Origin of the sequence: Neorhizobium sp. LjRoot104 (assembly GCF_964253725.1) — a bacterium.
In the GTDB taxonomy this organism is placed as follows: domain Bacteria; phylum Pseudomonadota; class Alphaproteobacteria; order Rhizobiales; family Rhizobiaceae; genus Neorhizobium.
The window spans coordinates 1,277,547-1,304,194 of record NZ_CAXURS020000002.1 but is presented as its reverse complement, the minus strand read 5'-3'; the positions used below and the strand labels follow the sequence as shown (position 1 = coordinate 1,304,194).

Sequence of the window (26,648 nt, the reverse complement as noted above, 5' to 3'; positions counted from 1 at the left end):
ATGGAAACAACGCCGCTGGACAGTCAGGACGAGCTATCTGCTTTGCGCGCGCTCGTCGCCGAGCAGGCGGCGAAACTTGAGAGCCAGGAAGCCGAGGTCATCAAGCGCGACTCCATCATCGGGCTTTTACGCGCGCAGTTGGAACTGCTCCGCCATCGGCAGCACGGCGCTTCTTCGGAAAAGGTCGACCGGAAGATCGAACAATTTGAGCTGATGCTGGAGGAGATCGAGGCCTCCCGTGCCGAGGCTGAACTGCGCTCCGGGAAAACTCCTCTGCCGGAGTTGGACCACGCATCCGAGAAGCCGAAGCGCAAGCCATTGCCCGATGGTCTTCCAACCGAAGAGCTGGTCTATGCGGCGCCCTGCAATTGCCCGACCTGTGGTGGCACTTCGTTCCTGAAGGCGGCCGACAGGGTGGTCCAGGTGTTGGAGCATGTGCCGGCGTCGGTCAAGATTGTCCGTCATGTCGAAAAGCGCATGATCTGCAGGGAGTGCGACACGACGGTAGCGGGTGAGATGCTGACCCTGCCGATCGAGCGCGGCAAACCCGGGCCGGGATTGCTGGCCCATATCATGGTCGCCAAATTCGACGATCACATTCCCCTCTACCGCCTGTCCGAGATGTACGACCGGTTGGGGATAGACATCTCCCGATCCGTGATGGCGGACTGGGTCGGTCGCGTCTCCGTTCTACTGGCTCCTCTCATCTTGCTGATCAGAGCCCATATTGCCGCGGTCGACCGAATACATACGGACGATACCCCGGTCGATGTTCTCGACCCCGGGCGAGGAAAGACGAAGACCGGCAGGGTCTGGGTCTATGTCTTCGATGGAAGCGGTTACCAGGACCCCACTCCCGGCGCGATCGCCTACTACTATAGCCCTGACCGCAAGGGCGAGCATCCGGCTGACCACCTCGCCACCTTCAGCGGTGTGATGCATGCCGACGGCTATGGGGGCTACAAGAAACTCTACGGCAACCAGATCATCGAAGCCGCGTGCATGGCGCATGTGCGCCGCAAGTTCCATGATGTGATCAAGCTGAAGCCGTCTCCGATCGCTGAGGAAGCGTTGTCGCGGATCGGAGCGCTCTACGATATCGAGGATCGTATCCGCGGCATGCCGGCTGACGAGCGGCGTACCCTGCGCCAACAACATGCCAGACCCATACTGGGAGAGTTGAAGGCCTGGATCGAGGATACGCTTCCGACGCTGCCACAGAAGCAGAAGCTGGCCGAAGCAATGCGATACGCCCTCTCGCGATGGACAGCCTTGAGCGTTTACATCGACGATGGCCGGGTCGAAATCGATAACAACATCGCTGAACGGGCCATGCGTCCGCTTGGAATCGGAAGAAAAAACTGGCTGTTCGCCGGCTCCGACAAGGGCGGCGAGCGCATCGCCAACATACTGACCATCATCGAGACTGCCAAACTCCATGGCCACAATCCGGAGGTCTATCTCACAGACGTGCTGACCCGGATCCAGGATCACCCCAAGAACCGACTTGAGGACCTGTTGCCCTGGAACTGGACACAGGCGAAAGACCGATACGAGGCGGCGTGATGGCACGATCGAGGTTCATCTATACGCTGAAAGAGGTCGCCAGTATGATCGGCGAGAACCTCGAACTCATCGAGGAGGTGACCGCCAACTCGGACAATATCGCCGGGGGTGAATTGGTTTATGTGCGCGATGGCAGTGAAGATGGCACGAAGGGTCTGACCGAAAATGGAATCGACGACCTTCAAAATCTACTCGCCGACATCAGGACCTGGGATGGTGGTATCCGCCAGTTCCTCGTCGACGAAAAATGCGATCCCGAGCTCATCGAGCGAGTCATGGCAGATGAGGTGAAGCGCGTCCCATAGATTCCTTCAACCACGCCATAATTCGTTCGCCGGACGCTCACGATTTTCGTCGGCATAGGCGACGAAGCGGATGCCGTCGACCTTCGGCTGATCCGCCTGATAGAAGTCCTTGAAGCGGGCGACCTCGATATAGACGTTCTTCTCGCTGCTCTTCAGCGTGAACGGACCGGCGCCGATGATTTCGCTGTCGGTACTCTTCTTCGAAATGACCGGGCAGCAATAGCTGGCCATCAGGTCGAGGAAAATCGCGCTCGGCGCTTTCAGCTTGATATGCACCGTCTTGTCATTGACGGCCTCGACGGCGACGATGATCTTCAGGTCGCTCTTCAGGTAGGCCGTGGAGCCGTCCTTGGTGATTTCGTTGAGCGAGTAGGCGACGTCGGCGGCGGTGACCGGGCTGCCGTCATGGAAGACCGCGTTCTGACGCAGTTTGAAGACGGCGGTCGTCGGGTCGGTCCACTCGACGCTTTCGGCGAGTTCCGTGACCAGCTTTCCGGTCGCGTCGTAACCCATCAGGCAGCGATACAGCATCAGCTTGACGGTATTGGCGGCGCCGCCGGTATTGTCGAAAGGTTTGATCGTCGGCGGGAAGGTGGACAGTCCGAATTTCGGCACCGGGCCGCGCGCCTGGGCGAAGGTGACCTGCGGTAGGGTGAGCGCGACGACACCTGTGCCGAGGCTGATCAAGACGCTGCGTCTGGTGGGGTTCAGGCAATCGGAAGGTGTCACAGCTACCTCGAATTTGTTGGGAGGGAAAGTGCGGCTTCGGTCTGTTTCATCAGTCCAGCTTCCTTGCCGTCGGCTGTCCAATCGAAAATATTTTGATGGAATATAGATTTCTTTGCCGGCCAAGGCGTTGAAGGGTGTGCCGTTTAATTTGGCGATTGATTCATATGCATAAATCGTAGCCATGATGGAGTGACCGGCAATCCTAAACCGACGATAAGCTTTTTGCGCGATCACCGATTTTGTTTGATCCGGCTGGAGCCGGCGGTGCAGCTTCTGCCGGAATGGACGATCACGCCGGAATCCAGCGTCTACATTGCCTAAGCCAGCAACAAGCACCTGATGCCGAAGACGCGAGTGTTTTCCGGATTCCTGGTTGAGAAACTGCATGACGTGCAATGGTGATCGCTTAGTCGCAGAGGATCACCAGATCGCGCGGCATGCTGTTGACGACTTGGGCGCCGGTCTCCGTCACCGCTGGCGATCAAATCGTCTGACTTAGTGCGCCTTTGAGCGCGCAAAATTGACTAGGCGATTGACATAGCGGATCTCATCGTTGCCAGCGGTCAATGATGGCGCCGACAGGCCGGACAATATACTGGGCCGTCCGACGGTCGTTTGCGCTGAACACCTTGCTAAGCGGGCCGTTCCACATATGCGTCAGAGTCAAGATTCCACGCCCATAACCGGTCCCGTTACGGCGCCGATTGACCGACAGTGCAGGCCTACGTTCCCGGCTGCAGGCTCAAGCAGAAAGTCAGGTTCGACGTCATCGGCGACAACGCGCCGGTCCGGGTGCGTGGCATAGGGCCGACGACTGGCCTGAGGACCGCGGTGTTCATCAAGGACGAAGGCGCGCGGGATCTCAACTACTATGACGGGATATCTGAGCGGTTTGCCGCCAGGGAGGATATGAGGGCCTCAATCCCTCATGCCGACTGCGACAGACAGAAGCCATTCCTCGAAAATGCGCATGGATTCGCTGACGCTTGCTTTATCGGGCCGTGCAAACCAATAGCCGTAGTCGCTGCGGTAGCCAAAGCCGCCCGGATTGACGAGGCGACCGGCGGCCAGATCGTCGATCATCAGGCCACGCGGAACAAGCGCCATACCCTGTCCCGCCAGCGCTGCTCGGATGACCATGGTATAGTAACCGAAACGTGTGATGTGGCGGACCGCAAGATCAGGTCTGCCGGAGCTGGCCGCGAAATAGCGCCAGTGAAGCTCGGTCTGCGGATGTTCCAGCATAACGCCATCAGCCAATTGCTCGATGGTCCCGGGAACGCCGTTTTTCTGCCAGTATGACGGCGCGCTGACCATCAGGACGTCGTGACCGAACAGGTATTGCGTCCGCTCGCCCGGCAGAGGGGCGACGAGAAAACGGAATATGCCGTCCGGTGCCTCCGACTGGGTGGCAGACACGAAAGTGGTGAACTGTACCTCGATCTCGGGATGCGCCTCGGTGAACTCGGCAAATCGCGGCAAAAGCCAGCGATCGCCGAAGATCGGCGGCACCTGCAGGCGCAATACCTGCGGGCCGGGTTTGAGGCGCGCCACCTGCAGGGCAGCATCTTCCATCGCCTTCAGCGCCGTGCGCGCATGTTCGAGATAGATCGTTCCGACCTCGGTCAAAATCATACCGCGTGGCGTCCGCACGAAGGCCGGGCTGCCGATCAGCTGTTCCAGTGCCAGCAACTGCTTGCTCACGGCGCTTTGCGTAAGATTGGTGCTGTCGGCGGCAGCGCTGGTCGATCCGCGCTCGGCCACGGCCATCAGAACACGCAGCGCTGTTGTCGAAGGCAATGGCCGTCCTCTTGACATTTGGTCGTTCCCAGCCAGCGCGTGTCGAATGCGGAGCAATTCCGATTTCACAATAATCATCAAGGCCAAAGCGAGCTAGTCGTTTTCTTCATACCGTTAAGAAATAAATTCGTTTGGCCAAGAATTCGGCACATGCAAACCTTGCCTAAAGTCTAAACAAGCAGGGCAATCGAATGTCAGAAAGTACACAGCTCTGGGGCGGTCGCTTCAAATCCGGTCCTTCCGAAGCCCTGGCCAACCTGTCGCGCGCGCCGTCTTCCTATTTCCGCCTGTATCGCGAGGACATCACGGGCTCCCGCGCCCATGCCTCCGAACTGAAGCGTGCCGGCGTGCTGGATGACGCCGAATTCACCAGGATCCGCGCCACTCTGGATGCCATCGAAGCGGATATCGACGCCGGCAACGAAAGGCCGATCGCCGGCGACGAAGACGTTCACACCTTCTTGGAGCGCCTGCTGATGGCGCGCCTCGGCGCGCTCGGCGGCAAGCTGCGGGCCGGTCGCTCGCGCAACGACCAGACCGCCAACAATACTCGTCTTTATCTGCGCCGCATGGCCCGCGAGCTGAGCGCGGGTGTCATTGCCGTCGAGGACGCCATCCGCGAACAGGCAACAAAACACACCGAAACTGTCATGCCGGGCTTCACCCACCTGCAGCCGGCGCAGCCGGTCGTTCTCGGCCACCACATGATGGCGCACGCGCAGTCGCTGCTGCGCGACCTGCAGCGTTTCTCCGATTTCGACCGTCGTTTCGATCGCTCGCCGCTGGGCGCCGCAGCCCTTGCCGGCTCGGGCATCGTCAACCGTCCGGATCTGTCCGCCGTCGAACTGGGTTATTCGGCCGCCTGCGAAAATTCCATCGATGCAGTCGCCTCGCGCGACCTCGTTGCCGAATTCCTGTTCATCTGCTCGCTGGTCGCCATCGACCTGTCGCGGCTGGCGGAAGAAATCTGCATCTGGAGTTCGAAGCAGTTCAGCTGGGTGCGCCTGCATGACAGCTATTCAACCGGCTCGTCGATCATGCCGCAGAAGAAGAACCCCGACATTGCCGAACTGACGCGCGGCATGACCGGTACGCTGATCGGCAACATCGCCGGCTTTTTGGCGACGATGAAGGCTATGCCGCTTGCCTATAACCGTGATCTCGCCGAGGACAAGCGCTCGCTGTTCGAGACCATCGACGTGCTGGAACTGATCCTGCCCGCCTTTGCCGGCATGGTGGCGACGATGGAATTCAACACCGAAAAACTGCGTGAAGAAGCACCACGCGGCTTCACGCTGGCAACCGAAGTGGCCGACTGGCTGGTTGCCCGGAACATTCCTTTCGCCGAAGCCCATGAAATCACCGGCGCCGTCGTGCGGTATTGCGAAGAGCGTGGTTACGACCTCTCGGGCCTGACCGAGGCCGACCTGCCCGCCATCGACAGTCGCCTCGACGTCGGCATGCTGGAAGCAATCACGCTGGAACACGCGCTGGCCAGCCGTACCGGTTACGGCTCGACTGCGCCGGAGCGGGTGCGCGAACAGATCGCCCGGTTCGAAACGGCCATCGACGCATTCCGGACGTTCTCCACCTCACGCCTGTCGGGCTCGGCCTTTTCCGAAGCTGGCGCAAGCGGAAAGAGGACGGCCCTGCGATGAACGCTTCCTCCGCTGGACCGACCGACGCCTCCAAATACGAAATCGCCCATCTCCAACTGGTGCCGAAGCGTCATATCGGTCGTCTGGTAGCAGCCGGCATCGTGCTGCTGCTGCTGGCGGGCCTTATCAGAGCCTTCACCGTCGGCCAGATCGAATGGCGCTATGTCGGCGACTTTATCTTCGCGCCGACGATCCTTGCCGGTCTTGTCAACACCTTGCTGATGACTGTCGCCGCCATGGCGCTCGGCATCTTCCTCGGTGTCGTCATCGCAATCATGCGCATTTCCGGCAATCCGGTGCTGTCGTCGATCGCCGTGGGTTATGTCTGGGTGTTTCGTGGCGCACCGGCGCTGCTGCAGTTGATGATCTGGTTCAACCTGGCGCTGATCTTTCCGACCATGGGCATTCCCGGCCTGTTCGAATTCCGCACCGTCGACCTGATGACGCCCTTCGTGGCCGCCATGTTGGGCCTTGGAATCTCGCAAGGCGCCTATACGTCGGAAGTCGTGCGCAGCGGCCTCCTGTCAGTCGATACGGGTCAGTACGAGGCAGCCCGATCGATCGGCATGACGCATATGCGCATGCTGCGCCGGATCGTGCTGCCGCAGGCGATGCGCGTCATGGTGCCGCCGATCGGCAACGAGGTGATCGGCATGGTCAAGCTGACCTCGCTTGCCAGCGTCATCCAGTATTCCGAAATCCTGCACAACGCGCAGATCATATACTTCGCCAACACCCGCGTTCTCGAACTGCTGCTGGTGGCGTGCTTCTGGTACCTCGTCGTCGTGACCATCCTGTCGATCGGCCAGTTCTACATCGAACGCTATTTCGGCCGCGGCGTGAAGTCGATCCGGTCGTCGGTGTAAGGAGATCGAGATGACACACGAAATCATCGTCAAGGCCGTCGACGTCAGCAAGCGTTTCGGAGATTTTCTGGCCCTCGACAAGGTCAATGTCGAAGTCAGACGCGGCGAAGTCAGCTGCATCATCGGCCCGTCCGGCTCCGGGAAAAGCACGTTCCTGCGCTGCATAAACCTGCTGGAACGCATGGACGGCGGCGCGATCTGGGTCAATGACGAACTGGTCGGCTATCGTCGCGATGGCAACAGGCTGCACGAGATCAGTGATGCCGAGATCGCCCGTCAGCGCCGTCGCATCGGCATGGTATTCCAGCGCTTCAATCTTTTTCCGCATATGACGGCGCTGCAGAACATCATGGAAGGACCGGTTCAGGTTCTGGGCGAAAGCCTCAAGACGGCCCGCGAGCATGCCGAAATGCTGTTAGACCGCGTCGGCCTCGGCGATAAGAAGGGGCATTATCCATCGGAGCTGTCCGGCGGCCAGCAGCAGCGCGTCGCCATTGCCCGCGCCATGGGCATGCGTCCCGAACTGATCCTGTTCGACGAACCGACCTCGGCGCTCGACCCGGAACTGGTGTCGGAGGTGCTCGACGTGATGCGCGATCTCGCCTCCTCCGGAATGACGATGATCGTCGTCACCCACGAAATGGGCTTTGCCCGCAATGTCGCCAACACCGTCACCTTCATGGAGGCCGGCAAGGTGGTGGAAACAGGATTGGCCTCGGAGGTTCTCAGCACTCCGAAGAACGCCAGGACGGCGGCCTTCATCCAGGCCGTCCAGAGCTGAGAGACACATCGATAGCGGCGGTTGTCCGCCCTGTAAGCATCAACGAAAAGGGGAATTCGCATGAACAAATATTTCGCCACGCTGGCCCTGGCCTGCATCACCGCAACATCCGTCACCGCCGCGGAGTTGCCGGAGCGCATCAAATCGGCCGGCAAGGTGGCCGTTGCCAACCAGCCGAACTATCCGCCGATGGAATACAAGGATCCCGCCACCAATGAGCTGAAGGGCCTCGACATCGATCTCGGCCTGGCGTTGGCCAAGCAACTCGGCACCAAAGTCGAATGGTCCGACATTGGTTTCGAACAGATGATCCCGTCGCTGACCACCGGCCGAGTCGACCTTATCCATTCCGGCATGAGCGACCTGCCCAAGCGCCGTGACACGCTCGACTTTGTCGATTACATGAAGTCCGGCGCCCAGTTCTACGTCTCCTTTTCCCGCAAGGACGAGTTCAAGACCCAGGCCGATATGTGCGGCAAGACCATCGGCATGAGCCGCCGCACCTCCTTCCCGGATGAAACCGCCAAGTGGAGTGCCGCGAACTGCGAAGCTGCCGGCAAGCCAGCGATCAAGGTGGTCGGAACCGAAGGGTCGGCCGATGCCCGCGCGCAGCTGAAGCAGGGCCGTGTCGATGCCGCAGTGCAGGGTTCGGAAACGATCCCGTATCTGATGAACCTCGAAAAGGACACCTATGCAGTCGTCGGCGAGCCCTTCACCGCGGTTTACCAGGGCATTGGTTTCGCCAAGAAGGACACCGAACTGCGTGACGCCTATGCCGGGGCTCTCAAGGCGTTGATGGCGAGCGGCGAATACAAGAAGATCTTTACCAGCTTCGGCCTCGAAGGCGCCATGCTCGACGGCATCTACATCAATGGCGAAGCCGCAAAGTAAGGCAGCAAGCCCGGACTGGCAGCGGTCCGGGCTTTCTTATAGGCGGCGACTACCTCGCCCAGAATATTTCCCTCCGAGAGACTGGCATATGTCCCGCAGCCTGGGCACGAAACCGATCGACCTCCTGACGCAGTTCACATCGACGCTGCAGTTCGAAAACCTGCCCGCCGATGTCGTCGAAAAAACCAAGATCCATATCGCCGATACGCTGGGTGCCGCGCTTGCCGGAACACGTTCCGCGGAATTTCGCATCGCCAGCGCGGTGGCGACGACACCTGGCGAGACCATGGTGTGGGGCACCGGACGAAAAGCATCGGCACGCGACGCAGCCTTCCTGAACGGTGTCGCGGCCCATGCATTCGAACTCGACGATTCCGGCGGCTGCGACCATTCCGGCGCCGTCGTTCTGCCGGCAGTTCTGGCGGCAATCGGCAAGGTTGGCAAACCCGTGTCGGGCAGGGACCTGATAACCGCCGTTGTTGCCGGTTACGATGCCGGCCGCCGTCTTCTCGAGGCAGCCGGCGGTTATGACGCGCATAACGGCCTCGGCTGGCACTCGACCGCAACCTGCGGCACATTTGCCGCAGCCGCGGCCGCTTCACGCCTGCTTGGGCTGGATGCCTCGGCTTCGCGCGACGCGATGACGCTGTCCACCAGCTTTTCCTCCGGCCTCTGGGCCTTCATCCACGATGGTTCGCAGGCGAAAAAGATCCACGCGGGCCGCGCTACAGAAGGCGGTTTGCTGGCGACCGAACTGGCGGCAGGCGGCATGACTGGCCCCTCCCAGGTGTTCGACGACGTCTGGGGCGGGTTTTTCCGCACCTTCAACAAGGATGCAGGCCAGCCCGAAAAGCTGTCCGAAGATCTTGGCGTCAATTTCAAAGTCCGCCGCGCTGTCCTGAAACCGTATGCCTCGTGCCGCGGCGCCCATTCCGCAATCGATGCACTCAACGACATGCTGGCCGAGACCGGCCGTAAGCCGAACGATATTGCCGGCATTGACCTTGCCATGAGCGGCATGTTGCTCGGCATGTGCGGCGCCCGCGAAAACGGTGCCATGGCGCCGACCCAGATGAGCCTGCCTTATGCGCTTGCCGCCCGTTGCGTCCACGGCAGCGCCGGCTTGGAAGCCTACACCGCGGAGTGCCGCAGCGATCCGCGTATCACCGACCTGATGGCGCGCATGACGCTGACCGTCGACGACACAATGCAGCCTCTGGACGAACCGATCGTTTCGCTGGAATTCCGCGACGGTTTCCGTATCGAGCGCATGGTGCCCCGCGCCACGGGTTCGGCGGAGCGGCCGATGTTGCGGTCGGACATCGCTGCCAAATTCCATGCGTTGGCCGGGATGGCAACCGATGAAGCCTGTGCCGGCAGTCTCTGGGACATGCTGAACGATCTGGAACGGATCAACGACGTCGCTGACCTGGTGTCGCACCTGTCGGGCGATGCAGACAACCGCGCCCTTTTCCGCTGAGGAGAACCACCGTGACATTTGACCTTTCCCCGCGCCCGCTTAATCCGGCACCTCCAACGCCTCGGATGGCCTGGCCGAATGGCGCAAAAAGCGCTGTGTTCGTGGGTTTCGACGTGGATGCCGAAACCGCCTGGATCGGCAACAACCCATCCAATATCGACCGCATGGTGACAACGTCGCATGGCGGTTACGATGCCCGTGTCGGGATCAGCAAGATCCTCGAACTGATGGATGAACTTGCCATCAAGGCGACCTTCTTCACACCCGGCTGGACCGCTCTTGCGCATCAGGCGATATGCGAAAAGATCCTGACGGCTGGCCATGAGATCGGCCATCACGGCTACATCCATAAACTGCCGGAACGCGATAAGCTCGATGAGGCTTTCGAGGAGATCGATCGCGGCTTCGAGGCGTTGCAATCAGCGCTCGGCGTGCGACCGGTCGGATACCGCGCGCCATCCGGGGAGAATTTTCCGGAATTGCTGGCCTATCTCGCCAAGTCCGGCATCCTTTATTCGAGTTCGTTCCGGGATGACTTTCTTCCCTATCGCCATGCGACGCATGGTGCCGACAGCGGGCTGGTGGAAATCCCGGTGAATTTTGCCTTCGACGATTGGAATTTCGGGATGTCCAGCCGCACCAGTTCAAGGCCGTTGTTTGGCCGCGACGCCGTGCTCCAGCTATGGATCGACGAGTTCGAGGCGACCCATGCCTGGGGCGGCGTCACCACAATGGTTCTCCACCCGCAGGTTTCCGGGCGCCCCATGCGCTGGCACCTGCTGCGCGATTTCCTGCGCTATGTACAAGCAAAGCCGGACGTCTGGATCGCCACGGGCCTCGAGATAACCAGGCATTTCGAGTCAATCGAGATGTCGCGGGCCGAAAGCTGAAATGGCGCCTCGTCGATCGTGTTTGGAAGGCCCCGCGTGGTCACCCCTGATGGGATCTCAAGGCGTTGGATATCGGCGCATTACTCCTTGTGAATTTTAATTGTCACTTTACCGGGACGGTCAAAGATCGAGACGTCTCCTTGGATTTGACCCAGAATGACGATGCCAGGCGACGGGACGCGTCCATTACGGTAATAAATGACGAAATCGCCCGAGCTCCAAAGACCAAGCGTCCTTGCGGAAAATTCGCGCTGGCGCGAAGCCGCGGGCAATGCAGCTGGCAGGTTGCCTGTCTTTTCCTGGCGCAGATGATCGTCCATCTCGATCGTTAGCGGCAGCATTCCGGCAAGCGCACGAGCAGCGGCATTGTCGGCCAACTCGGCGGTGACGTTGCCCCAGTCGGATGAAATTAAAATGCGATCCTGCGCCAACGTGGATCCTCCAAGCAATAGGGTGAGCAAAGCGGCTATCATCGATGTTTCTGTGAGACGTTTCATGTGTCACCTTTCGTTGATTGAATGTGAATCCTCCCGGTCGGCCTCAAGAGGACCATGCCGTAGTGGGAGAGCACCGCGACGGCGGCAATAACCGCCGTCCAGTGCGCAAAAAACGGGGTAACCGACGCGGTGAAATCCCAAAAATCGAGGCTGTAGCCAAACATCAGTTTGGTCGATACGCCGAGGACAGCGAAACTCCATGCGCCGAGAACTACGAAGCTGGCCGCAACAAGTCTGAGCACGCCGGTCCTGATCCGCGACGGAGAGAGCCTGAATACCGTTCCGGTCGTCGTCATCACGCGCGTCCAGTGGTTGCCGGCATGCACGGCGATGATCATTGCCACCCAGTTGGCAGAAAACCAGTGGAGTTCGATGACGCTGACATTGTCGCTGAATTGGGTGAAGCTCGGCAATGATCGGGAGATCAGCAGACTGGTCACCAACAGCAACGCTATATTGATCGCGAGCCAGGTATGTACCACCGCGACGGCCCACCGACGGGCGTTATAACTCCCGATGCGAAGTTTCAGAAACCAACGTCTGTTGGCATAGAGGTGAAATGCCAAAAGTCCGAACATGGCTGTTCCGAAGATCTCGTGCGGGCCGTTGTCGAGCCACCAGTAGGCGAGCGACAGCATCAAGAGCACGGCCATGCCGGCGGGAAGAAGGAGACGATCGGTTGCTAGCCGGAGCATGGCGACGCCTCGCTGCGATCAAAGCGCATCGTCATCGGAGATCGCTCCATCGAATGTGAACATGAACTGTTCGGCCTGACGGGATCGGTGGCAGGAATAACAGCGAGCGACATTCTCGTCCGCCTTGATGGTCCTGTCGGGCCAAAACCACTGGTATTCCCACTGCTCGGCTCCAGCGCCGATCTTTTGCCCGACAAGATAGCGCGTGAGAACATCGCTCTGATAATCGACAAGGACCATATGGGTGCCCGTGGGAACCGGCTTGCCAGCTTTGAGTGCTGCGAGGGCCTCGGGGCTTGTCAGCATATGCTCGCGGGTGATCCCCCGCCGAACCGTCGTGTAATGCTCGAGCTGATCGAGGGGCGGGAATGTCACGGAGTTGGAGGCAGCGAGTGCTGTCGTCGGAGACAGCTCGGTTTCGACCAGAAAATAGCCTGCCGGAACGACCACGAAGGGTAGCGCCACCAATCCGGACCAACGAAAGATTCTCATAGTGTTCATCCTTTATGCGGATCCAATAACGGCCGCCGCACTCTCCGCGTCGCAAAACGCAGGCATATTCTCGAGCTTGCCACGATGTCTCGGTCGCCGAACGACGGCCGAGACAGATGAACGGACTGAAACCACAAGCAACTCCTGCGGCTCGTTCCGCTTCATGTTCAGGCGAGATGTTGAGCGAAGAAGCCCTTCAGCCTGTCGAACGGGATAAGATCGACGCGGTCGTAGAGATCGACGTGACCTGCGCCCTTAACCCAGACCAGCTCCTTCGGCTCGGCGGCCCGATTGAAGGCGTCCTGGCTAAATTCTTTCGAATGCGCCTGGTCGCCTGAGATGAACAGCATCGGCCGCGGCGAAATCGTCTCGATGTCGTTGAATGGGTAGAAGTTCATGAATTTGACGCTGCTGGTCAGGGTCGGCTTCGTCGTTGTCTCTCTTGCGACGCCTGCAGGGGTGAATTCGCCGCGCGGCGTCCGGTAGAAGTCGTAGAACTCGCGCTGTATCGGATCCGTATCGGCCGTCAGTTCGAGTGTGGTGCCACCGATGTACCGGATGTCTGCGCGATCAGCCTCTGCCCAGCGCTGTTCGGCAGCCGTCGCGATGAACTGCTTGCGCTGTTCGACCGTCTGGGACTTGTTGAGCGCGTCTCGAAACGCAGCGCCCATATCGTACATGCTGACTGTTGCGACAGCCTTGATACGCGGGTCGATCTTGGCGGCGCTGACAACGAAGCTGCCGCTGCCGCAGACCCCGATGGCGCCGATATTGGCGCGGTCGATGAAGGCTTGCGAGCCTAGGAAATCGACACCGGCGCTAAACGCCTCCGAATAGACTTCCGGGGAAACCAGGTTGCGCGATTGTCCTTCGCTTTCGCCCCAGAAGGGTAGATCGATGGACATGGCAACAAAGCCCTGTTCCGCCATCTTGGTGGCATAGAGATTGGCGCTCTGCTCCTTCACGGCACCCATAGGATGGCCGACGATGATGGCCGGACTCTTCGTCGCGCGGTCCAGATCTTTGGGAAGGTAGAGGTTTCCGGCGACACTCGTCTGGTACTGGGTCTTGAACGTGACCTTCTGCAGGGTCACGCGGTCGCTGGTGTAGAAATTGGACGCGCCGTTGGACATGTCTTGAGCCGTTGCATTTGTCATGTTGAGGATGGACATCGCCCCGAGTGCCGCGACGCCGGCGCCCGTCATCTTGAGCAAATGGCGGCGATCGATGCCGGGCGTCGAAGTCCGTGTGTCATTTTGATTTGGGTTGGTCATCTGCATGTCTCCTTGAGTGGTGATGCGATGGAAATTGAGCTGGGTGGAGTGACCGCCGCGTTTCATCGGCGTGTGGAACGCCTTGCGGCGATTGCGAAGAGGAATGAGCCGACAAGTAGCCCTGCGGCGAACAGGAAGGTGGTCCACCAGCCGTAGCCGTCGAAAAGGACTCCGCCGATGGAGGCGCCAAGCGTGATCGCGAGCTGGATAGTTGCCACCTGCAGCCCACCTCCGGCCTCCGCATCGTCGGCCATGGTCCGGCTGAGCCAGGTGCCCCAGCCAACGGGAGCAGCAGTGCTGGCCAGGCCCCAGCCGGTTAGAAGGAAAGCGGTGGTGGCCGTGGACGAACCGAATGCGATCAATCCCACTGCAATGAAGGCCATGATCAGCGGGATTGCGGCGAGAACGACGAACAATCGTTTATGAAGCAGATGACCGACGATGGTGGTTCCTGCGACACCCGCCAGGCCCATCAACAGGAGCAGGAGAGAAAGGGTCGAAATCGAGACCGACGTCACGGTTTCGAGGAATGGGCGAAGGTACGTAAACAGCGCGAACTGGCCCATGAAGAGCAGCATGATCGAGGCCATGCCGATGGCAACCGGGGGCCGGAGAAGCAACCGGAAGACATTCGATGAGCCCTCGTTGCGAAGCGGAGGCAATGACGGCAGGCTGATCCATTGCCAGGCAAGCGCCAGCAGTGCCAACGGAACAACGGCAAAGAAAGCGCCGCGCCAGCCGATGTAGCCGCCGAGCAGGCTTCCCAGAGGTGCTGCGATCGTGGCCGCAATGGCATTGCCTGCGTTCAGCATCGCAAGGCCTTTGGGGACGGATTGTTCCGGAACCAGCCGCATGACGATCGAGGTAGACATCGACCAGAAACCGCCGATGGCGATACCCAGCAAGGCCCGGCCGATCATCAACATGAGATAGTTGGGGGCGAAGGTGACGATCGTTCCCGAGATCACCAGGATCAGTGAAAACGACGCAAGAACCAGCCGCCTGTCCAGCCGACGCGTCAGCCCGGCCACCAAAATGCTGGTGAGGACCGCAAAGATGCCGGAGATCGAGATCGCCTGTCCGGCGCGCCCCTCCGTGATACCCAATTCAGTTGCGATTGGTGAGAGAAGGCTGACCGGCATGAACTCGGATGCGATCAGGACGGATACGCACAAGGCCATCGAGATCACCGCGCCCCAGGCTGCAATCGGCACGGCCGAGGTCGATCTTATCGCGACCACGGCTTCGGTGTCGCTTTTGTTGAAGTCGGATCGTGTGAGAGTCTGCTGTGTCATGGCGGCAATATATGCTGGGGGGAACTTTGAAGATTAGCCATTGGAATTCGCTTGGACTTATCGATATACGACATCAATCGAAGATGCTGGGAGGTGGCCATGAAGCGGGAGATCTCAATGACATCCCCTGGTTTCCGGCGGCTGCGGAGGAGCGCGGCTTCACCAAGGCGGCGGCGAAGCCCGGGAGCTGCGGCAATTGCTGCTGCCGCGCCGCAGCGCACCAGGATGCGCAGATCATTGCGCCTTACATGGAAGATCTGGCCGAGACGCGAAGCAAAGGCATTCCTCGAATTCCTCATGCGTGCCAGATGCGCCGATGGATCGGGATTGGCGGTTCTTCCGTTGTTGTCGTATGCATGTGTCCGACAAACGGGCAGGCTAGGCGCTCCATGCGCTGCAAGGGCGCCGGACCAGACGGAGTTTGAGATTGAGTGTTGCCTTCACCAAGGAAGAGAGTTCCGAAACCGCTGCGGAAACCCTGCTGCCCGACCGTCCGATTTCACCTCATCCGAACCTGGTGACGGAAGCGGGGTTGAAGGCTTTGGAAACGCAGCTCCGGCAGGCGCGCGCCGCCTATGAGGCGGCAAGTGCGATCGAGGACGTCAACGAACGGCGGCGACAGCAGGCCAATCCCATGCGCGATGCGCGCTATTTTGCAGCAAGGGTTCACACCGCCCAGCTCGTTCCCGACCCGACGTCCCTCGAGAATGTCGCTTTCGGCAGCACGGTGACCTTCAGCCGCGACGATGGGCGCGTCCAGACCTATCGGATCGTCGGAGAAGATGAAGCAGATCCCAAGGCCGGATCGATTTCCTTTGCCTCACCGGTCGCAAGACTGCTGATGGGCAAGGCTGTCGGGGATGTCGTGAGCGTCGGCGGGCAGGAGCTGGAGATCCTCGCGATCTCCTGAGGCGTTCGCATAACGGCTGAATACGCGTCCAAATGACCGGATTACGGGTTGAGCCGGCGTCCGGCAATGGCTATCAGGTGCTGACTGCAAACCGACCTTCCGCGAACCACAAGGCACATTCCGGCATGACCCCAGATTTTCTCGTCACCCATTCGGGGGGCTTCCATGCCGACGAACTGTTGTCGAGCGTCGTGCTGACCCGGCTCTTCCCGAAGACTCGGATCGTTCGTAGCCGGGCGCCGGAATGGATCACGCCCGGTGCTGATCGCATCATATATGACGTCGGCGGCGCCTATGACGCTGCGGCGCAGGTCTTCGATCACCACCAGCGCGGTGCGCCGCTGCGCGACGATGGCCAGCCCTATAGTTCGTTCGGATTGGTCTGGAAGCACTATGGCCGTGATTACCTTGCCGCCCTGGGCCTTCCCGAGGGCCATGTCCAGACTTTGCATGCCTCTTTCGATTCGAGCTTCGTGCTTCCGGTCGATCTGATGGACAATGGCGCGCTCAGCCCGTCGGTCGCGGGACCGCTGGCCGGCCTAACTCTGCCAGCTCTCCTGGAAACCCTGAAACCGGTGTTCGACGAAAAAGACCCGGAAGCCGAAAACCGCGCCTTCCACGCGGCACTCGCCATTGCCCGCAGTTTCGTCGAGGCGAGGATCGCTCAGAGCGCCGCAAAACTTCGCGCTGAAGCGCTTGTGCATCAGGCGATCGTGGATGCGGGCGAGGGGCGCATTCTGGAACTCCCTGTGGGAATGCCGTTCCGCCCGGCGATCATCAAGGCGGGCGCCGACCATCTGCTGTTCGTCGTTCATCCGCGCGACAAGGACTGGTGCCTGACCACCATCCGCCGCGCGGATGAAGGTTTTGAGGTGCGCGCCGATCTGCCTGCCGCCTGGGCGGGTCTGACCGACCGTGATCTCGAGGCAGCCTGCGGCGTCGAGGGCGCCAGCTTCTGCCATAATGGCCGGTTCGTCGCCGCAGCCAGGACCCGCGAGGCCGCTTTCGCCATGGCGGAGCTGGCGGTCAGGGAAGCTGTCGCCAACGGGATAAGATAACGGCGACAGGCAACCGCGGCGGCGAGGGGCGCGGTCCAGGGCTGGGCTTCGGCTTTCGGCGTCAAACAGATGTGCTAGAAGAGCCCATCATGAGTTCTTCGCAGCCCGCAGCGGCATCCACGATCCTGCATCACAGCCTCAGGCACCTGAGGGCGTTCCTCGCGGTCGTCGATACCGGTTCGGTGACCAAGGCGGCCGAGCTCTGCTTCGTCTCCCAGCCGGCGGTCACTCAGGCGCTTTCGAAGATCGAAAAAACCGCGGGCCTGCCGTTGTTTGCCCGCACGCCGCAGCGGATTTTTGCCAATGGCGCCGGCGAGATTCTGGCGCTGCGCATCAAGCGGGCCTTCGGATATCTTGATCCCGCCTTGTCGGAATTGTCGCCACGACTGCGGGTAACGGCGACGACCGCACAGCTCAAATCGCTGATCGCGGTTCGCGAAACCGAGAATTTCACGCTGGCGGCGGGCCGCCTGGGCCTCAGCCAGCCGGCAGTCTACCGCGCCGTCAGCCAGCTGGAAGAGGAGGCGGCGCGACCGCTGTTCGAGCGGACTTCCTACGGCATCGTCGCGACGCGCGCGGCCCATGCGCTCGCTCAGGCGGCAAGGCTCGCCTTCATCGAGCTGCAGCAGGCGGATGCGGATCTTGCGGAGCTGACGGCCGCCGAGATCGGCCAGATCGTCATCGGCGCCACCCCGCTTGCCAAATCCTACGTGCTGCCGAAGGCGATCACCAGTTTCCGCAAGATCCGCCCGAACCTGCCGATCCAGATCCAGGAGGGGCCTTACCCCGATCTGCTGGGTGCGCTTCGCCGCGGCGAGGTGGATTTCATGCTCGGAGCGCTTCGTGTGCCCGCGCCGATCGGCGATGTGGAGCAGAAAGTGCTGTTCCACGACACGGTGGTCATGGTTTCGGGGCAGGCGCATCCTCTGGCCGGGCGTGAGGAACTGACTGTCGAGGACCTCGCCGCGTTCCCTTGGGTCGTCAACCAGAGCGGCACGCCGATGCGCCGGTATTTCGACAGCGTCTTTACCGGTTCGGCAAGCGGCCCGCCGAGGAGCATCGTCGAGACCGGCTCGCTGATCCTGATGCGAGAACTCCTGGATTCCAGCGATCACCTCGGCTGCACGTCCCGTCTCCAGGCGGAAGCGGAGATCGCCAGGGGCCTGATGCAGGCGCTGCCCTTCGACCTCAGTCACACGTCGCGGCCGATCGGGGTGACGACGAGGCAGGACTGGCTGCCGACGACCGCACAGCAGGCGTTCCTGGAGCTTCTGCCCACCTGGTCCGAGCGCCCGGCCGCTCGGCCACTATAACCATAACTTATGAGTCCGGCAGATGAACTGATTGAGCGTGGAGCCGTGGCCAGGCTAAGGTGCGAATGGGCCGGAGAGGTGGAGAGGTCGAGAGATTGGCGTTTGGCGCGGGTATCGCGGTGTCGAGGCCCATGGAGGTTGACGAAAAGTTGAAAATGGTGGGCCGTCAAAGCATCTCGACCCGTTGACTGACCCATCGGCAGTCAACGATATAGGCTACCGGTCGTGACAGGCCTTGGCTGGAGTCGGGATCCGGTCCGGCAAGGCCTCTATAAGAATATTCCGCACTCGGAGGAGGAAATACATGCTGAATAGAAGAATGCTCATCGCAGCGGCAGGCGTGGCGCTCAGCTGCCTTGCTGCCATCCCGGCAGCCGCCCAGGAAACCATCAAGATCGGCCTCATCCTGCCGATGACCGGTCCGTTCGCGTCGACCGGCCGGCAGGTGTCCGCCGGGGCCAAGACCTTCATGGCGATGAAGGGCGACACCGTCGCCGGCAAGAAGATCGAACTCGTCATCCGCGACGACGCCGGCACGGCGGACCAGACCCGCCGCATTGCCCAGGAACTGGTCGTCAATGACGGCGCCAAGGTTCTGGCCGGCTTCGGCCTGACGCCGCTCGCCATGGCGGTAGCCCCGGTGGCGACCCAGGCGAAGATCCCGTCGGTGGTCATGGCCGCCGGCACGGCTTCGATCACCAAGGCTTCGGAATACATCACCCGCACTTCGGGCACCCTGCCGCAATATTCGCTGCCGGTCGGCACCTGGGCCGCCGCCAACAACATCAAGAAGGTCGTGACGCTGGTTTCCGACTACGGCCCGGGCATCGATGCCGAGAAGTGGTTCACCAAGGAATTCAAGGCGAAGGGCGGCGAGATCGTCGAAGCCGTCCGCGTGCCGCTCGCAAACCCCGATTTTGCGCCCTTCCTGCAGCGCGTTCGTGATGCGAAGCCCGATGCCGTTTTCGTGTTCCTGCCGTCGGGCGCCGGTTCGCTGTTCATGAAACAGTTCGCCGACCGTGGCCTTGCCGACGCCGGCATCAAGCTGATCGCGACCGGCGACGTGACCGACGACGATATCCTCAATTCGATGGGCAAGCCGGCCATCGGCACCATCACCGGTCATTTTTATGCAACTGCGCATGACAGCCCGGAAAACAAGGCCTATGTCGCGGCCTTCAAGAAGGCCAATGCCGACATGCGCCCGAACTTCATGTCGGTCGGCGGTTACGACGGCATGGCGCTGATCTACGCGGCGCTTGAGAAGACCAAGGGCGATGTTGCCGGCCCGGCCTTCATGGCAGCCGTCAAGGGTCTCTCCTGGACGAGCCCGCGTGGCCCGGTCTCTATAGATCCGGAAACCCGCGACATTATCCAGAACATCTACATGCGCGAGGTCAAGGACGTGAACGGCGAGCTTCAGAACGTCGAGTTCCAGACGTTCAAGGACCTCAAGGATCCGGAAAAGGCCGACGCCAAGTAAGGCAGGCCTTGCAACCGGACGGCGGGAGGCAGCTTCCGCCGCTTCGTGCGAAAAATATCCTGGCATCGCCGTTCTTGACCGCGGTCTCCCGAGTGGGAATGTTAGGATCTGTTGATCGGTAAACGAGCGCGCGGCCGCGGGTGGAAAATCGCCGGCGGTTGCTCTCAAAGAAGAGCCAAATGCTGACAATCCTGTTCGATGGCATCGCCTATGGCATGCTGCTTTTCATTCTGGCCTGCGGGCTGACGGTGACGCTTGGTCTGATGAACTTCATCAACCTGGCGCATGGCGCCTTTGCCATGGCCGGCGGCTACGTGACCGTCGTCATGATGAACCGCTACGGCATCTCCTTCTACTGGTGTCTGCCGGCCGCCTTCATCGTTTCGGCGCTCATCGGCCTCGTGCTGGAGCGGACGCTTTACCAATGGCTCTACCAGGCGCCGCATCTGGACCAGGTGCTCTTCTCGATCGGCGTCGTCTTCATGGCGATCGCCGCCACCGATTATTTCATGGGCGGCCAGCAGCAGCTGATCAACCTGCCGCCGGAACTTTCCGGCCGCATGGACGTGTTCGGTGTCGGCGTCGGCCGCTACCGGCTCTTCACCATCATCGTCTGCGCGGCACTTGCGGTCGCGCTGCAGCTCATTCTCTCGAAAACCCGCTTCGGCAGCCGGCTGCGCGCCGCGGTCGATGACCGGCGTGTTGCCATGGGGCTCGGCATCAACGTGCCGCTCGTCTTTGCACTGACATTTGCCTTCGGCTCGGGCCTTGCAGGCCTCGGCGGGGCGATGGGTGCGGAAATTCTCGGGCTCGATCCGAACTTCCCTCTGAAATTCATGATCTACTTCCTCATCGTCGTCTCGGTCGGCGGCACGTCCACCGTCTCCGGTCCCTTCCTCGCCGCCCTGCTGCTCGGCATTGCCGACGTGGCCGGCAAATATTACGTGCCGGCGATCGGTCCCTTCGTCATCTATGCGCTGATGATCGTCATGCTGATCGTGCGGCCGAACGGCCTGTTCACGAGGGGTGGCCGATGAGCGTTCTTCCGCAGGAAACCACCGTGTCCGCAAATTCCTCCACCGCCGCAGCCGAAACCCGTGCTGCCAAGTTGATGAAGCGGCGGAGCCGCATCCGTTTTTACGAGATCATCATCTGGATCGCCGCGATTGCCGCTTATTTCCTGCTGCCGTCGAAGATGCTGATCCTCACCGAGATCGCCATCCTGGCCCTGTTTGCCGTGTCGCTCGATCTTGTCTTAGGGTTTGCCGGCATCGTCTCGCTCGGCCATACCGCCTTTTTCGGGCTCGGCGCCTATGTGGCAGGCCTGATGGCGCAGCATTTCATCGCCGAACCGGTGACCGGGCTGATTGTTGCGGGGATCGCCTCCGGCGTGCTCGGCCTTCTCACCAGCTTCCTCATCCTGCGCGGCTCCGACCTCACCCGGCTGATGACCACGCTCGGCATCGGCCTGATGATGGCCGAGGTCGCCAACCAGATGGCCTGGCTGACCGGCGGTGCGGACGGCCTTTCCGGCTTTTCGCCCGGCCCGATCCTCGGCATGTTCGAATTCGACCTGTTCGGCAAGGTCGGTTATCTCTATTGCGTTGGGGTGCTTTTTATCGGCACGATGATCATGCGCCGCATCGCTTTTTCGCCCTTCGGCCTGTCGCTGAAGGCCATCAAGGGCAATCCGATGCGCTCGGCCATGGTCGCCGTGCCTGGCCGCAAGCGCATCGTCACCGCATATACGATCGCGGCGGTGTTTGCGGGCATGGCAGGGGCGCTGCTCACCCAGACGACGGCCTTCGTTTCCCCCGACGTGCTCGCCTTCCACCGCTCGGCCGACGTGCTGCTGGTGCTCGTCATCGGCGGGACCGGTTATCTCTATGGCGGCATTTTCGGCGCGATCCTGTTCACCCTGGTGAAGGACTGGCTGTCGGTGATCACGCCTCAATACTGGATGTTCTATATCGGCCTGCTGCTCGTCATCCTGGTGCTGATCGGGCGTGACCGGCTGTCGCGCTGGGTGGAATACCTGCCCGAGCGCTTCTCGAAGAAGGAGGACCGCTGATGAGCGACATCGTTCTCGAAACCCGTCATCTCGTGCGCCGCTTCGGTGCCTTCCTCGCCACCAACGACGTCAGCCTGAAGGTGGAACGTGGCGCCCGCCACGCCCTGATCGGCCCGAACGGCGCCGGCAAGACGACGCTGATCAACCTCTTGACCGGGGTCCTGCCGCCCTCGGAAGGCCAGGTCTTTCTCGAAGGCGAGGACATTACCTCGATGGCTTCGTTCCGGCGCGTCAAGCGCGGCCTTACCCGCACCTTCCAGATCAACCAGCTGTTCAACGAGTTCACCCCGCTCGAAACCGTGGCCCTGGCGATCGCTGAGCGCGAGGGCGTCGGCCACAATCTGTGGCGATCGATTGCCGGGTACGGCAAGGTGGTCGATGAGGCGGCCGCACTGCTGGCGCGCTTCGGCCTCTCCTCCGTGATGGGCGAGCGCACCGTGATCCTGCCTTATGGCAAGCAGCGCCTGCTCGAGATCGCGCTCGCCTTCGCCTCCAAGCCGCGGGTTCTGCTGCTCGACGAACCGGCCGCCGGCGTGCCGGAGGACGAGCGGCACGAGGTGCTGCAGATCGTCTCGGACCTTCCGGCCGACGTCACCGTGCTCCTGATCGAGCACGACATGGATCTGGTCTTCTCGTTCGCCAACCGGATCTCGGTTCTGGTGGCGGGCGCCGTCTTTGTCGAAGGATCGGTCGCGGAAATCTCCAGCGATCCGCGCGTCAAGGCCGTCTATCTCGGAGAAAACGCATGAGTGCCCCGGTCCTGGTCACCGAAAAGCTGGTCGCGGGTTATGGCGAGGCGAGCGTTCTCGCCGGCATCAGCCTGACGATCGAGGAGGGCAAGACACTGGCATTGCTCGGCCGCAACGGCACGGGCAAGACGACCTTCGTCAATACACTCGCCGGCGTCACCACGCATCACTCCGGCACGGTCCACCTGATGGGACGCGACGTGACGAAACTGCGTGCCGACCGCCGGGCAGCTGCCGGTATCGGCTGGGTGCCGCAGGAGCGCAACATTTTCAAGTCGCTGACCGTCGAAGAAAACATGACGGCGATCGCGCGCCCCGGCGTGTGGACGCTGGAACGGGTCTATTCGATGTTCCCGCGTCTGAAGGAGCGCCGCAAGAACCTCGGCAACCAGCTCTCAGGCGGCGAACAGCAGATGCTGGCGGTCGGCCGGGCGCTGATGGTCAATCCGAAACTGCTTCTCCTCGATGAGCCGACCGAAGGCCTGGCGCCGATCATCGTCGACGAACTGCTTGCGGCGATCCAGCGCATCACCCAGGGCGAAGGCATGTCGGCCATCATCATCGAGCAGAAGGCCCGCAAGGTCCTGCCGCTCTCCGACGACGCCGTCATCCTCGATCGCGGCGCGATCGTCTACCAGGGCACCAGTGCCGATCTGCTCGCCAACGACGATATCCTCGGCAAGCACCTGACCGTGGAAAAAGGCGCGGGGCATTAGTTCTGCGACAGCGGGAAGGGCGGCTCCGCCCTTCTTTCGGCGACGGACAAATATCGGAAGCCATGGCCCCTGAGGCGTTCGCTCGGCTGTCCGCGCGGGCGAAACCGTCGCGGAGCTGATCTCGGAAGATTCGATCAGTGTGCCGTTCCGTCGACGATCACGTGGTCGTGGTCCATCGAGCATTTCTCGATGCGGGCGTGGACCTTGTAGACGTCTCGCAGCATATCGACTGTCACCACCTCGCGAGCGTTGCCGCAGGCGCGCATGCGGCCGTTGGCGATCACCAGGACCTTGTCCGCAAAGCGCAGTGCCTGGTTGAGGTCGTGGATGGCGATCATCACGATCATGCCTTTCGAGCGCGCCCGGCGCTGCATGAAATCGAGCACTTCCACCTGGCGGTGAAGATCGAGCGCGCTGGTCGGCTCGTCCATCAGCATGATTTCCGGCTCGCGCACCAGCGCCTGGGCGATCGACACCAACTGGCGCTGGCCACCGGAAAGCGCTCCGAGATCGCGAAACGCGATGGAGGTGATGTTGAGCGCCCTCATGATTTCGTCGATGAACGAGAGGTCCCGGTCGCTGACGCTCCAGGACTGGCCCTGCTTGCGGGCGAGAAGAATGGATTCGTAGACGGTCAGCACCGCGTTGGCGGACGTATCCTGCGGCATGTAGGTGATGGCGTTCTTCGTCTTCGCGCCGTCGATGACGATATCGCCGGGTCCCTTCAGGAGGCCGGTGATGCGCTTGAACAGTGTCGACTTGCCGGCGGCGTTCGGGCCGATCACGGCGATCAGCTCGCCTGCCCGCATGACCGGCGTCGTTACGTCTTCCACGAACAGCTTGCGGCCGTGATAGGCGCCGACCGATTGCAGTTGCAGCGCTACCATGACCGGCTCCGGTTCGAGAGGATGAGCGAGAAGAAGAACGGTACGCCGACCAGTGCGGTGATGATGCCGATCGGGAAGACCACGCCCGGAATGATCGATTTCGAGACGATCGAGGTGACCGACAGCAGCAACGCTCCCGACAGAATCGAGCCCGGCAGGAAGAAACGCTGGTCTTCGCCGAGGATCATGCGGGCGATATGCGGGCCGACCAGGCCGACGAAACCGATCGTGCCGACGAAGCTGACCGGGACGGCCGCGAGCAGCGAGATGATCAGCATGGTTTCGAGCCTGATGCGCCGGACATTGACGCCGAAGCTCGCCGCCTTGTCCTCGCCGAGCCGGATGGCGGTCAGCGCCCAGGCATGACGGGCAAACAGCGGCAGCGCGATCAGCAGGACGGCAAGCGTGATGCCGATCTTCGGCCAGGTCGCCTTGGTGAGGCTGCCCATGGTCCAGAAGACGACGGCGGAAAGCGCCTGCTCGGAGGCGAGATACTGCAGGAAGGCGAGCAGCGCGTTGAAGGTAAAGACCAGCGCTATGCCGAGCAGCACGACCGTCTGCACCGAGACGCCGCGCATCTGCGAGATGAAATGGATGAACAGCGTTGCGATCAGCGCCATGATGAAGGCGTTGGCCGGCACAAGCAGCGTGGCCGCAACCGGCAGAATGGAGACGCTGGTGACGATCGCCAGCGCTGCCCCGAAACTGGCGGCGGCCGAGATGCCGAGCGTGAACGGGCTTGCGAGCGGATTGGCAAGAATCGTCTGCATCTGCGCACCTGCCACCGATAGCGCCGCGCCGACCACGATCGCCATGACGGCGACCGGCATGCGGATATCCCAGACGACGGCGCGGATCTGGGGAGAGACGGAGGAGGGATCGGTCAGCGCGGCGATCACTTCGCCGAGGCTGTAGCGGGCAGGCCCCCAGGCGAGATCGATCGCAAATGACAGGCAGAGAGCGGCTGTCATGGCGGCGAGGATCGCGAGTTTGCGGCGGGCGAGGGCGCGATAGCGCTCCCGCCCGGCTTCGGCATCGATCGGCAATGCGGCGATCTCGGCCATATCGGTTTACTTTGCCGCCTTGGCGTCGATCCAGTAACCCGGCTGATACGGAACCGGCAGGAACTTCTCGTGGAATTCCTTGAAGGTGGCGTCCGGATCGAGATCGGCGAACAGGTCCGGGTGGAACCACTTTGCCATCTGCTGCACGGCGACGAACTGGTAGGGGCTCGTATAGAACTGGTGCCAGATGGCATGCACATTCCCGCCCGCGACCGCCTTGGAACCGGTGAAGGCCGCGTTCTGCATCAGGGCGTTCAGCGCCTGGCGGCTGTTGTCGGCGGTTGCGGCGGCCGTCGGACCGACATTCACGAAGTCCTTGGCGTTCTTGGTCTGGCTCCAGTTGGAACCGGTGACCACGACAACATCCGGATTGGAGGCCACGACCTGCTCGGCATTGATCGAGCCGGTATAACCCGGCAGGAAGTCCGAGCCGAGGTTGCGGCCGCCGGCCCAATCCACCATCAGGCCGAAATTGTCCGGGCCGAACGTGCCGCAGCACTCGACCAGCCCGGCCGCGCGATACATGAAGACATTCGGCTTCTTGGGGTTGGCGGCCTTGAGCTTGTCGGTCACCCGCGCCATCTGCTGCTTCCAATAGGCAGCGACGGCCTCAGCGCGGTCCTCGTGGCCGAAAAGCTTGCCGAGAACCTTGAGACTTGGTTCGGTATTGGCCAGAATCTGCTCGCGGAAGTCGATATAGACGATCTTTACGCCGATCTTGCTCAGCATGTCCTCGAGCTTCACTTCGTCTGCAGCCTTCTTGTTGCCGATCGGCAGCAGCAGCACGTCCGGGTTCAGTTTGACGACCGTCTCGGTCTGCAGCGTGCCGTCGGTCAGGTTGCCGAGGAAGGGCAGTTCCTTGCCCTTCGGGAATTTCGCGAGATAGGTGTCGTAACCATCCTTGTCGGTGGTCAACAGGTCGTTGCGCCAGCCGACGATCTTGGCGAAGGGATCTTCCTTCTCGATCGGGGCGACCGAATAGAGCATCCGGCCTTCACCGAGAATGACGCGCTCGACCGGCTTGTCGAACTTCACCTCGCGACCGGCCACGTCCTTGACGGTGAACGACTGGGCCAGCACGGAAAACGGTAGAAGGCTCGCAAGCGCAACCACCGATGTTGCTAGCATTTTTGCGAAATTCATCTGGAAACTCCCCCGATGTCTGATAATGTCCGCAT

The 26,648-nt window shown here is 61.3% G+C and carries 26 protein-coding genes; 16 read left to right on the top strand and 10 right to left on the bottom strand.

Annotation, left to right across the window (positions count from 1 at the left end):
- Together tnpC and ACSQ8R_RS28240 are read left to right on the top strand one after the other, a co-directional pair.
- Entirely contained in the window at positions 1-1,566 is a 1,566-nt protein-coding gene (gene tnpC / locus ACSQ8R_RS28245; RefSeq protein WP_436252704.1) for an IS66 family transposase, read from the top strand.
- Positions 1,566-1,871: a hypothetical protein gene (locus tag ACSQ8R_RS28240; RefSeq protein WP_436252703.1), complete on the top strand. Its 306-nt coding sequence runs from the start codon at positions 1,566-1,568 to the stop codon at positions 1,869-1,871. Before tnpC ends, ACSQ8R_RS28240 begins: the two co-directional genes overlap by 1 nt.
- Before the next feature lie 6 nt (positions 1,872-1,877).
- Here the strand turns inward: ACSQ8R_RS28240 and ACSQ8R_RS28235 are convergent, their stop codons facing one another.
- Positions 1,878-2,987, bottom strand: a complete 1,110-nt coding sequence (locus tag ACSQ8R_RS28235) for an ABC transporter substrate-binding protein (protein ID WP_436256649.1) — start codon at positions 2,985-2,987, stop codon at positions 1,878-1,880.
- Between the two features lie 531 nt (positions 2,988-3,518).
- Positions 3,519-4,418 carry a LysR substrate-binding domain-containing protein gene (locus ACSQ8R_RS28230; RefSeq protein WP_436256648.1) on the bottom strand — a complete coding sequence of 300 codons (900 nt, stop codon included), beginning with the start codon at positions 4,416-4,418 and terminating at the stop codon, positions 3,519-3,521.
- Positions 4,419-4,591: 173 nt separating this feature from the next.
- On the opposite strand from ACSQ8R_RS28230, the gene argH reads away from it, so the two are divergent.
- From argH to ACSQ8R_RS28200, 6 genes are all read left to right on the top strand, one after another.
- Positions 4,592-6,058 (top strand): argininosuccinate lyase, encoded by a 1,467-nt coding sequence (gene argH, locus ACSQ8R_RS28225; protein ID WP_436256647.1) that lies wholly within the window; start codon positions 4,592-4,594, stop codon positions 6,056-6,058.
- Entirely contained in the window at positions 6,055-6,924 is an 870-nt protein-coding gene (locus ACSQ8R_RS28220; protein WP_436256646.1) for an amino acid ABC transporter permease, read from the top strand. The genes argH and ACSQ8R_RS28220 overlap by 4 nt, the downstream gene beginning before the upstream one ends.
- A gap of 10 nt (positions 6,925-6,934) precedes the next feature.
- On the top strand, positions 6,935-7,705 hold the full coding sequence (locus ACSQ8R_RS28215; protein WP_436256645.1) for an amino acid ABC transporter ATP-binding protein: 771 nt from the start codon (positions 6,935-6,937) through the stop codon (positions 7,703-7,705).
- Positions 7,706-7,765: 60 nt separating this feature from the next.
- Positions 7,766-8,596: an ABC transporter substrate-binding protein gene (locus ACSQ8R_RS28210; protein WP_436256644.1), complete on the top strand. Its 831-nt coding sequence runs from the start codon at positions 7,766-7,768 to the stop codon at positions 8,594-8,596.
- A gap of 88 nt (positions 8,597-8,684) precedes the next feature.
- Entirely contained in the window at positions 8,685-10,076 is a 1,392-nt protein-coding gene (locus ACSQ8R_RS28205; protein ID WP_436256643.1) for an MmgE/PrpD family protein, read from the top strand.
- Between the two features lie 11 nt (positions 10,077-10,087).
- On the top strand, positions 10,088-10,966 hold the full coding sequence (locus ACSQ8R_RS28200) for a polysaccharide deacetylase family protein (RefSeq protein ID WP_436256642.1): 879 nt from the start codon (positions 10,088-10,090) through the stop codon (positions 10,964-10,966).
- Between the two features lie 80 nt (positions 10,967-11,046).
- Here the strand turns inward: ACSQ8R_RS28200 and ACSQ8R_RS28195 are convergent, their stop codons facing one another.
- The 5 genes from ACSQ8R_RS28195 to ACSQ8R_RS28175 all read right to left on the bottom strand — a co-directional run bounded on the left by ACSQ8R_RS28195 (position 11,047) and on the right by ACSQ8R_RS28175 (position 15,219).
- On the bottom strand, positions 11,047-11,463 hold the full coding sequence (locus ACSQ8R_RS28195; protein ID WP_436256641.1) for a cyclophilin-like fold protein: 417 nt from the start codon (positions 11,461-11,463) through the stop codon (positions 11,047-11,049).
- On the bottom strand, positions 11,460-12,101 hold the full coding sequence (locus ACSQ8R_RS28190) for a DUF4405 domain-containing protein (protein WP_436256640.1): 642 nt from the start codon (positions 12,099-12,101) through the stop codon (positions 11,460-11,462). Before ACSQ8R_RS28190 ends, ACSQ8R_RS28195 begins: the two co-directional genes overlap by 4 nt.
- 75 nt (positions 12,102-12,176) lie before the next feature.
- On the bottom strand, positions 12,177-12,650 hold the full coding sequence (locus ACSQ8R_RS28185) for a hypothetical protein (RefSeq protein WP_436256639.1): 474 nt from the start codon (positions 12,648-12,650) through the stop codon (positions 12,177-12,179).
- Positions 12,651-12,817: 167 nt separating this feature from the next.
- On the bottom strand, positions 12,818-13,924 hold the full coding sequence (locus ACSQ8R_RS28180) for an alpha/beta hydrolase (protein ID WP_436256638.1): 1,107 nt from the start codon (positions 13,922-13,924) through the stop codon (positions 12,818-12,820).
- Between the two features lie 62 nt (positions 13,925-13,986).
- A complete protein-coding gene (locus ACSQ8R_RS28175) occupies positions 13,987-15,219 on the bottom strand; it encodes an MFS transporter (protein ID WP_436256637.1) in 1,233 nt (410 codons plus the stop codon).
- Between the two features lie 427 nt (positions 15,220-15,646).
- On the opposite strand from ACSQ8R_RS28175, the gene greA reads away from it, so the two are divergent.
- From greA to ACSQ8R_RS28135, 8 genes are all read left to right on the top strand, one after another.
- Complete coding sequence (greA, locus tag ACSQ8R_RS28170; protein WP_436256636.1) at positions 15,647-16,129, top strand: transcription elongation factor GreA; 483 nt, start codon at positions 15,647-15,649, stop codon at positions 16,127-16,129.
- A 125-nt stretch (positions 16,130-16,254) separates the two neighbouring features.
- Positions 16,255-17,187 carry an MYG1 family protein gene (locus ACSQ8R_RS28165; protein ID WP_436256635.1) on the top strand — a complete coding sequence of 311 codons (933 nt, stop codon included), beginning with the start codon at positions 16,255-16,257 and terminating at the stop codon, positions 17,185-17,187.
- Between the two features lie 89 nt (positions 17,188-17,276).
- The gene (locus ACSQ8R_RS28160; protein WP_436256634.1) at positions 17,277-18,500 is read left to right on the top strand and encodes a LysR family transcriptional regulator; all 1,224 of its coding nucleotides are present in this window, start codon (positions 17,277-17,279) and stop codon (positions 18,498-18,500) included.
- Positions 18,501-18,804: 304 nt separating this feature from the next.
- Entirely contained in the window at positions 18,805-19,983 is a 1,179-nt protein-coding gene (locus ACSQ8R_RS28155; protein WP_436256633.1) for an ABC transporter substrate-binding protein, read from the top strand.
- Positions 19,984-20,162: 179 nt separating this feature from the next.
- Entirely contained in the window at positions 20,163-21,020 is an 858-nt protein-coding gene (locus ACSQ8R_RS28150; RefSeq protein WP_436256632.1) for a branched-chain amino acid ABC transporter permease, read from the top strand.
- Positions 21,017-22,054 carry a branched-chain amino acid ABC transporter permease gene (locus tag ACSQ8R_RS28145; RefSeq protein ID WP_436256631.1) on the top strand — a complete coding sequence of 346 codons (1,038 nt, stop codon included), beginning with the start codon at positions 21,017-21,019 and terminating at the stop codon, positions 22,052-22,054. The genes ACSQ8R_RS28150 and ACSQ8R_RS28145 overlap by 4 nt, the downstream gene beginning before the upstream one ends.
- Positions 22,054-22,803, top strand: coding sequence for an ABC transporter ATP-binding protein (locus ACSQ8R_RS28140; protein ID WP_436256630.1), 750 nt, complete (start codon positions 22,054-22,056; stop codon positions 22,801-22,803). The genes ACSQ8R_RS28145 and ACSQ8R_RS28140 overlap by 1 nt, the downstream gene beginning before the upstream one ends.
- Positions 22,800-23,519, top strand: coding sequence for an ABC transporter ATP-binding protein (locus tag ACSQ8R_RS28135; protein ID WP_436256629.1), 720 nt, complete (start codon positions 22,800-22,802; stop codon positions 23,517-23,519). Before ACSQ8R_RS28140 ends, ACSQ8R_RS28135 begins: the two co-directional genes overlap by 4 nt.
- A 134-nt stretch (positions 23,520-23,653) precedes the next feature.
- Here the strand turns inward: ACSQ8R_RS28135 and ACSQ8R_RS28130 are convergent, their stop codons facing one another.
- Genes ACSQ8R_RS28130 through ACSQ8R_RS28120 form a run of 3 tightly spaced genes read right to left on the bottom strand, consistent with a single transcriptional unit; the run spans position 23,654 to position 26,613 of the window.
- Positions 23,654-24,406, bottom strand: coding sequence for an ABC transporter ATP-binding protein (locus ACSQ8R_RS28130; protein WP_436256628.1), 753 nt, complete (start codon positions 24,404-24,406; stop codon positions 23,654-23,656).
- On the bottom strand, positions 24,400-25,470 hold the full coding sequence (locus tag ACSQ8R_RS28125) for a FecCD family ABC transporter permease (protein WP_436256627.1): 1,071 nt from the start codon (positions 25,468-25,470) through the stop codon (positions 24,400-24,402). Before ACSQ8R_RS28125 ends, ACSQ8R_RS28130 begins: the two co-directional genes overlap by 7 nt.
- Positions 25,471-25,476: 6 nt before the next feature.
- Positions 25,477-26,613 carry an ABC transporter substrate-binding protein gene (locus ACSQ8R_RS28120; RefSeq protein WP_436256626.1) on the bottom strand — a complete coding sequence of 379 codons (1,137 nt, stop codon included), beginning with the start codon at positions 26,611-26,613 and terminating at the stop codon, positions 25,477-25,479.
- Positions 26,614-26,648 lie beyond the last annotated feature (35 nt).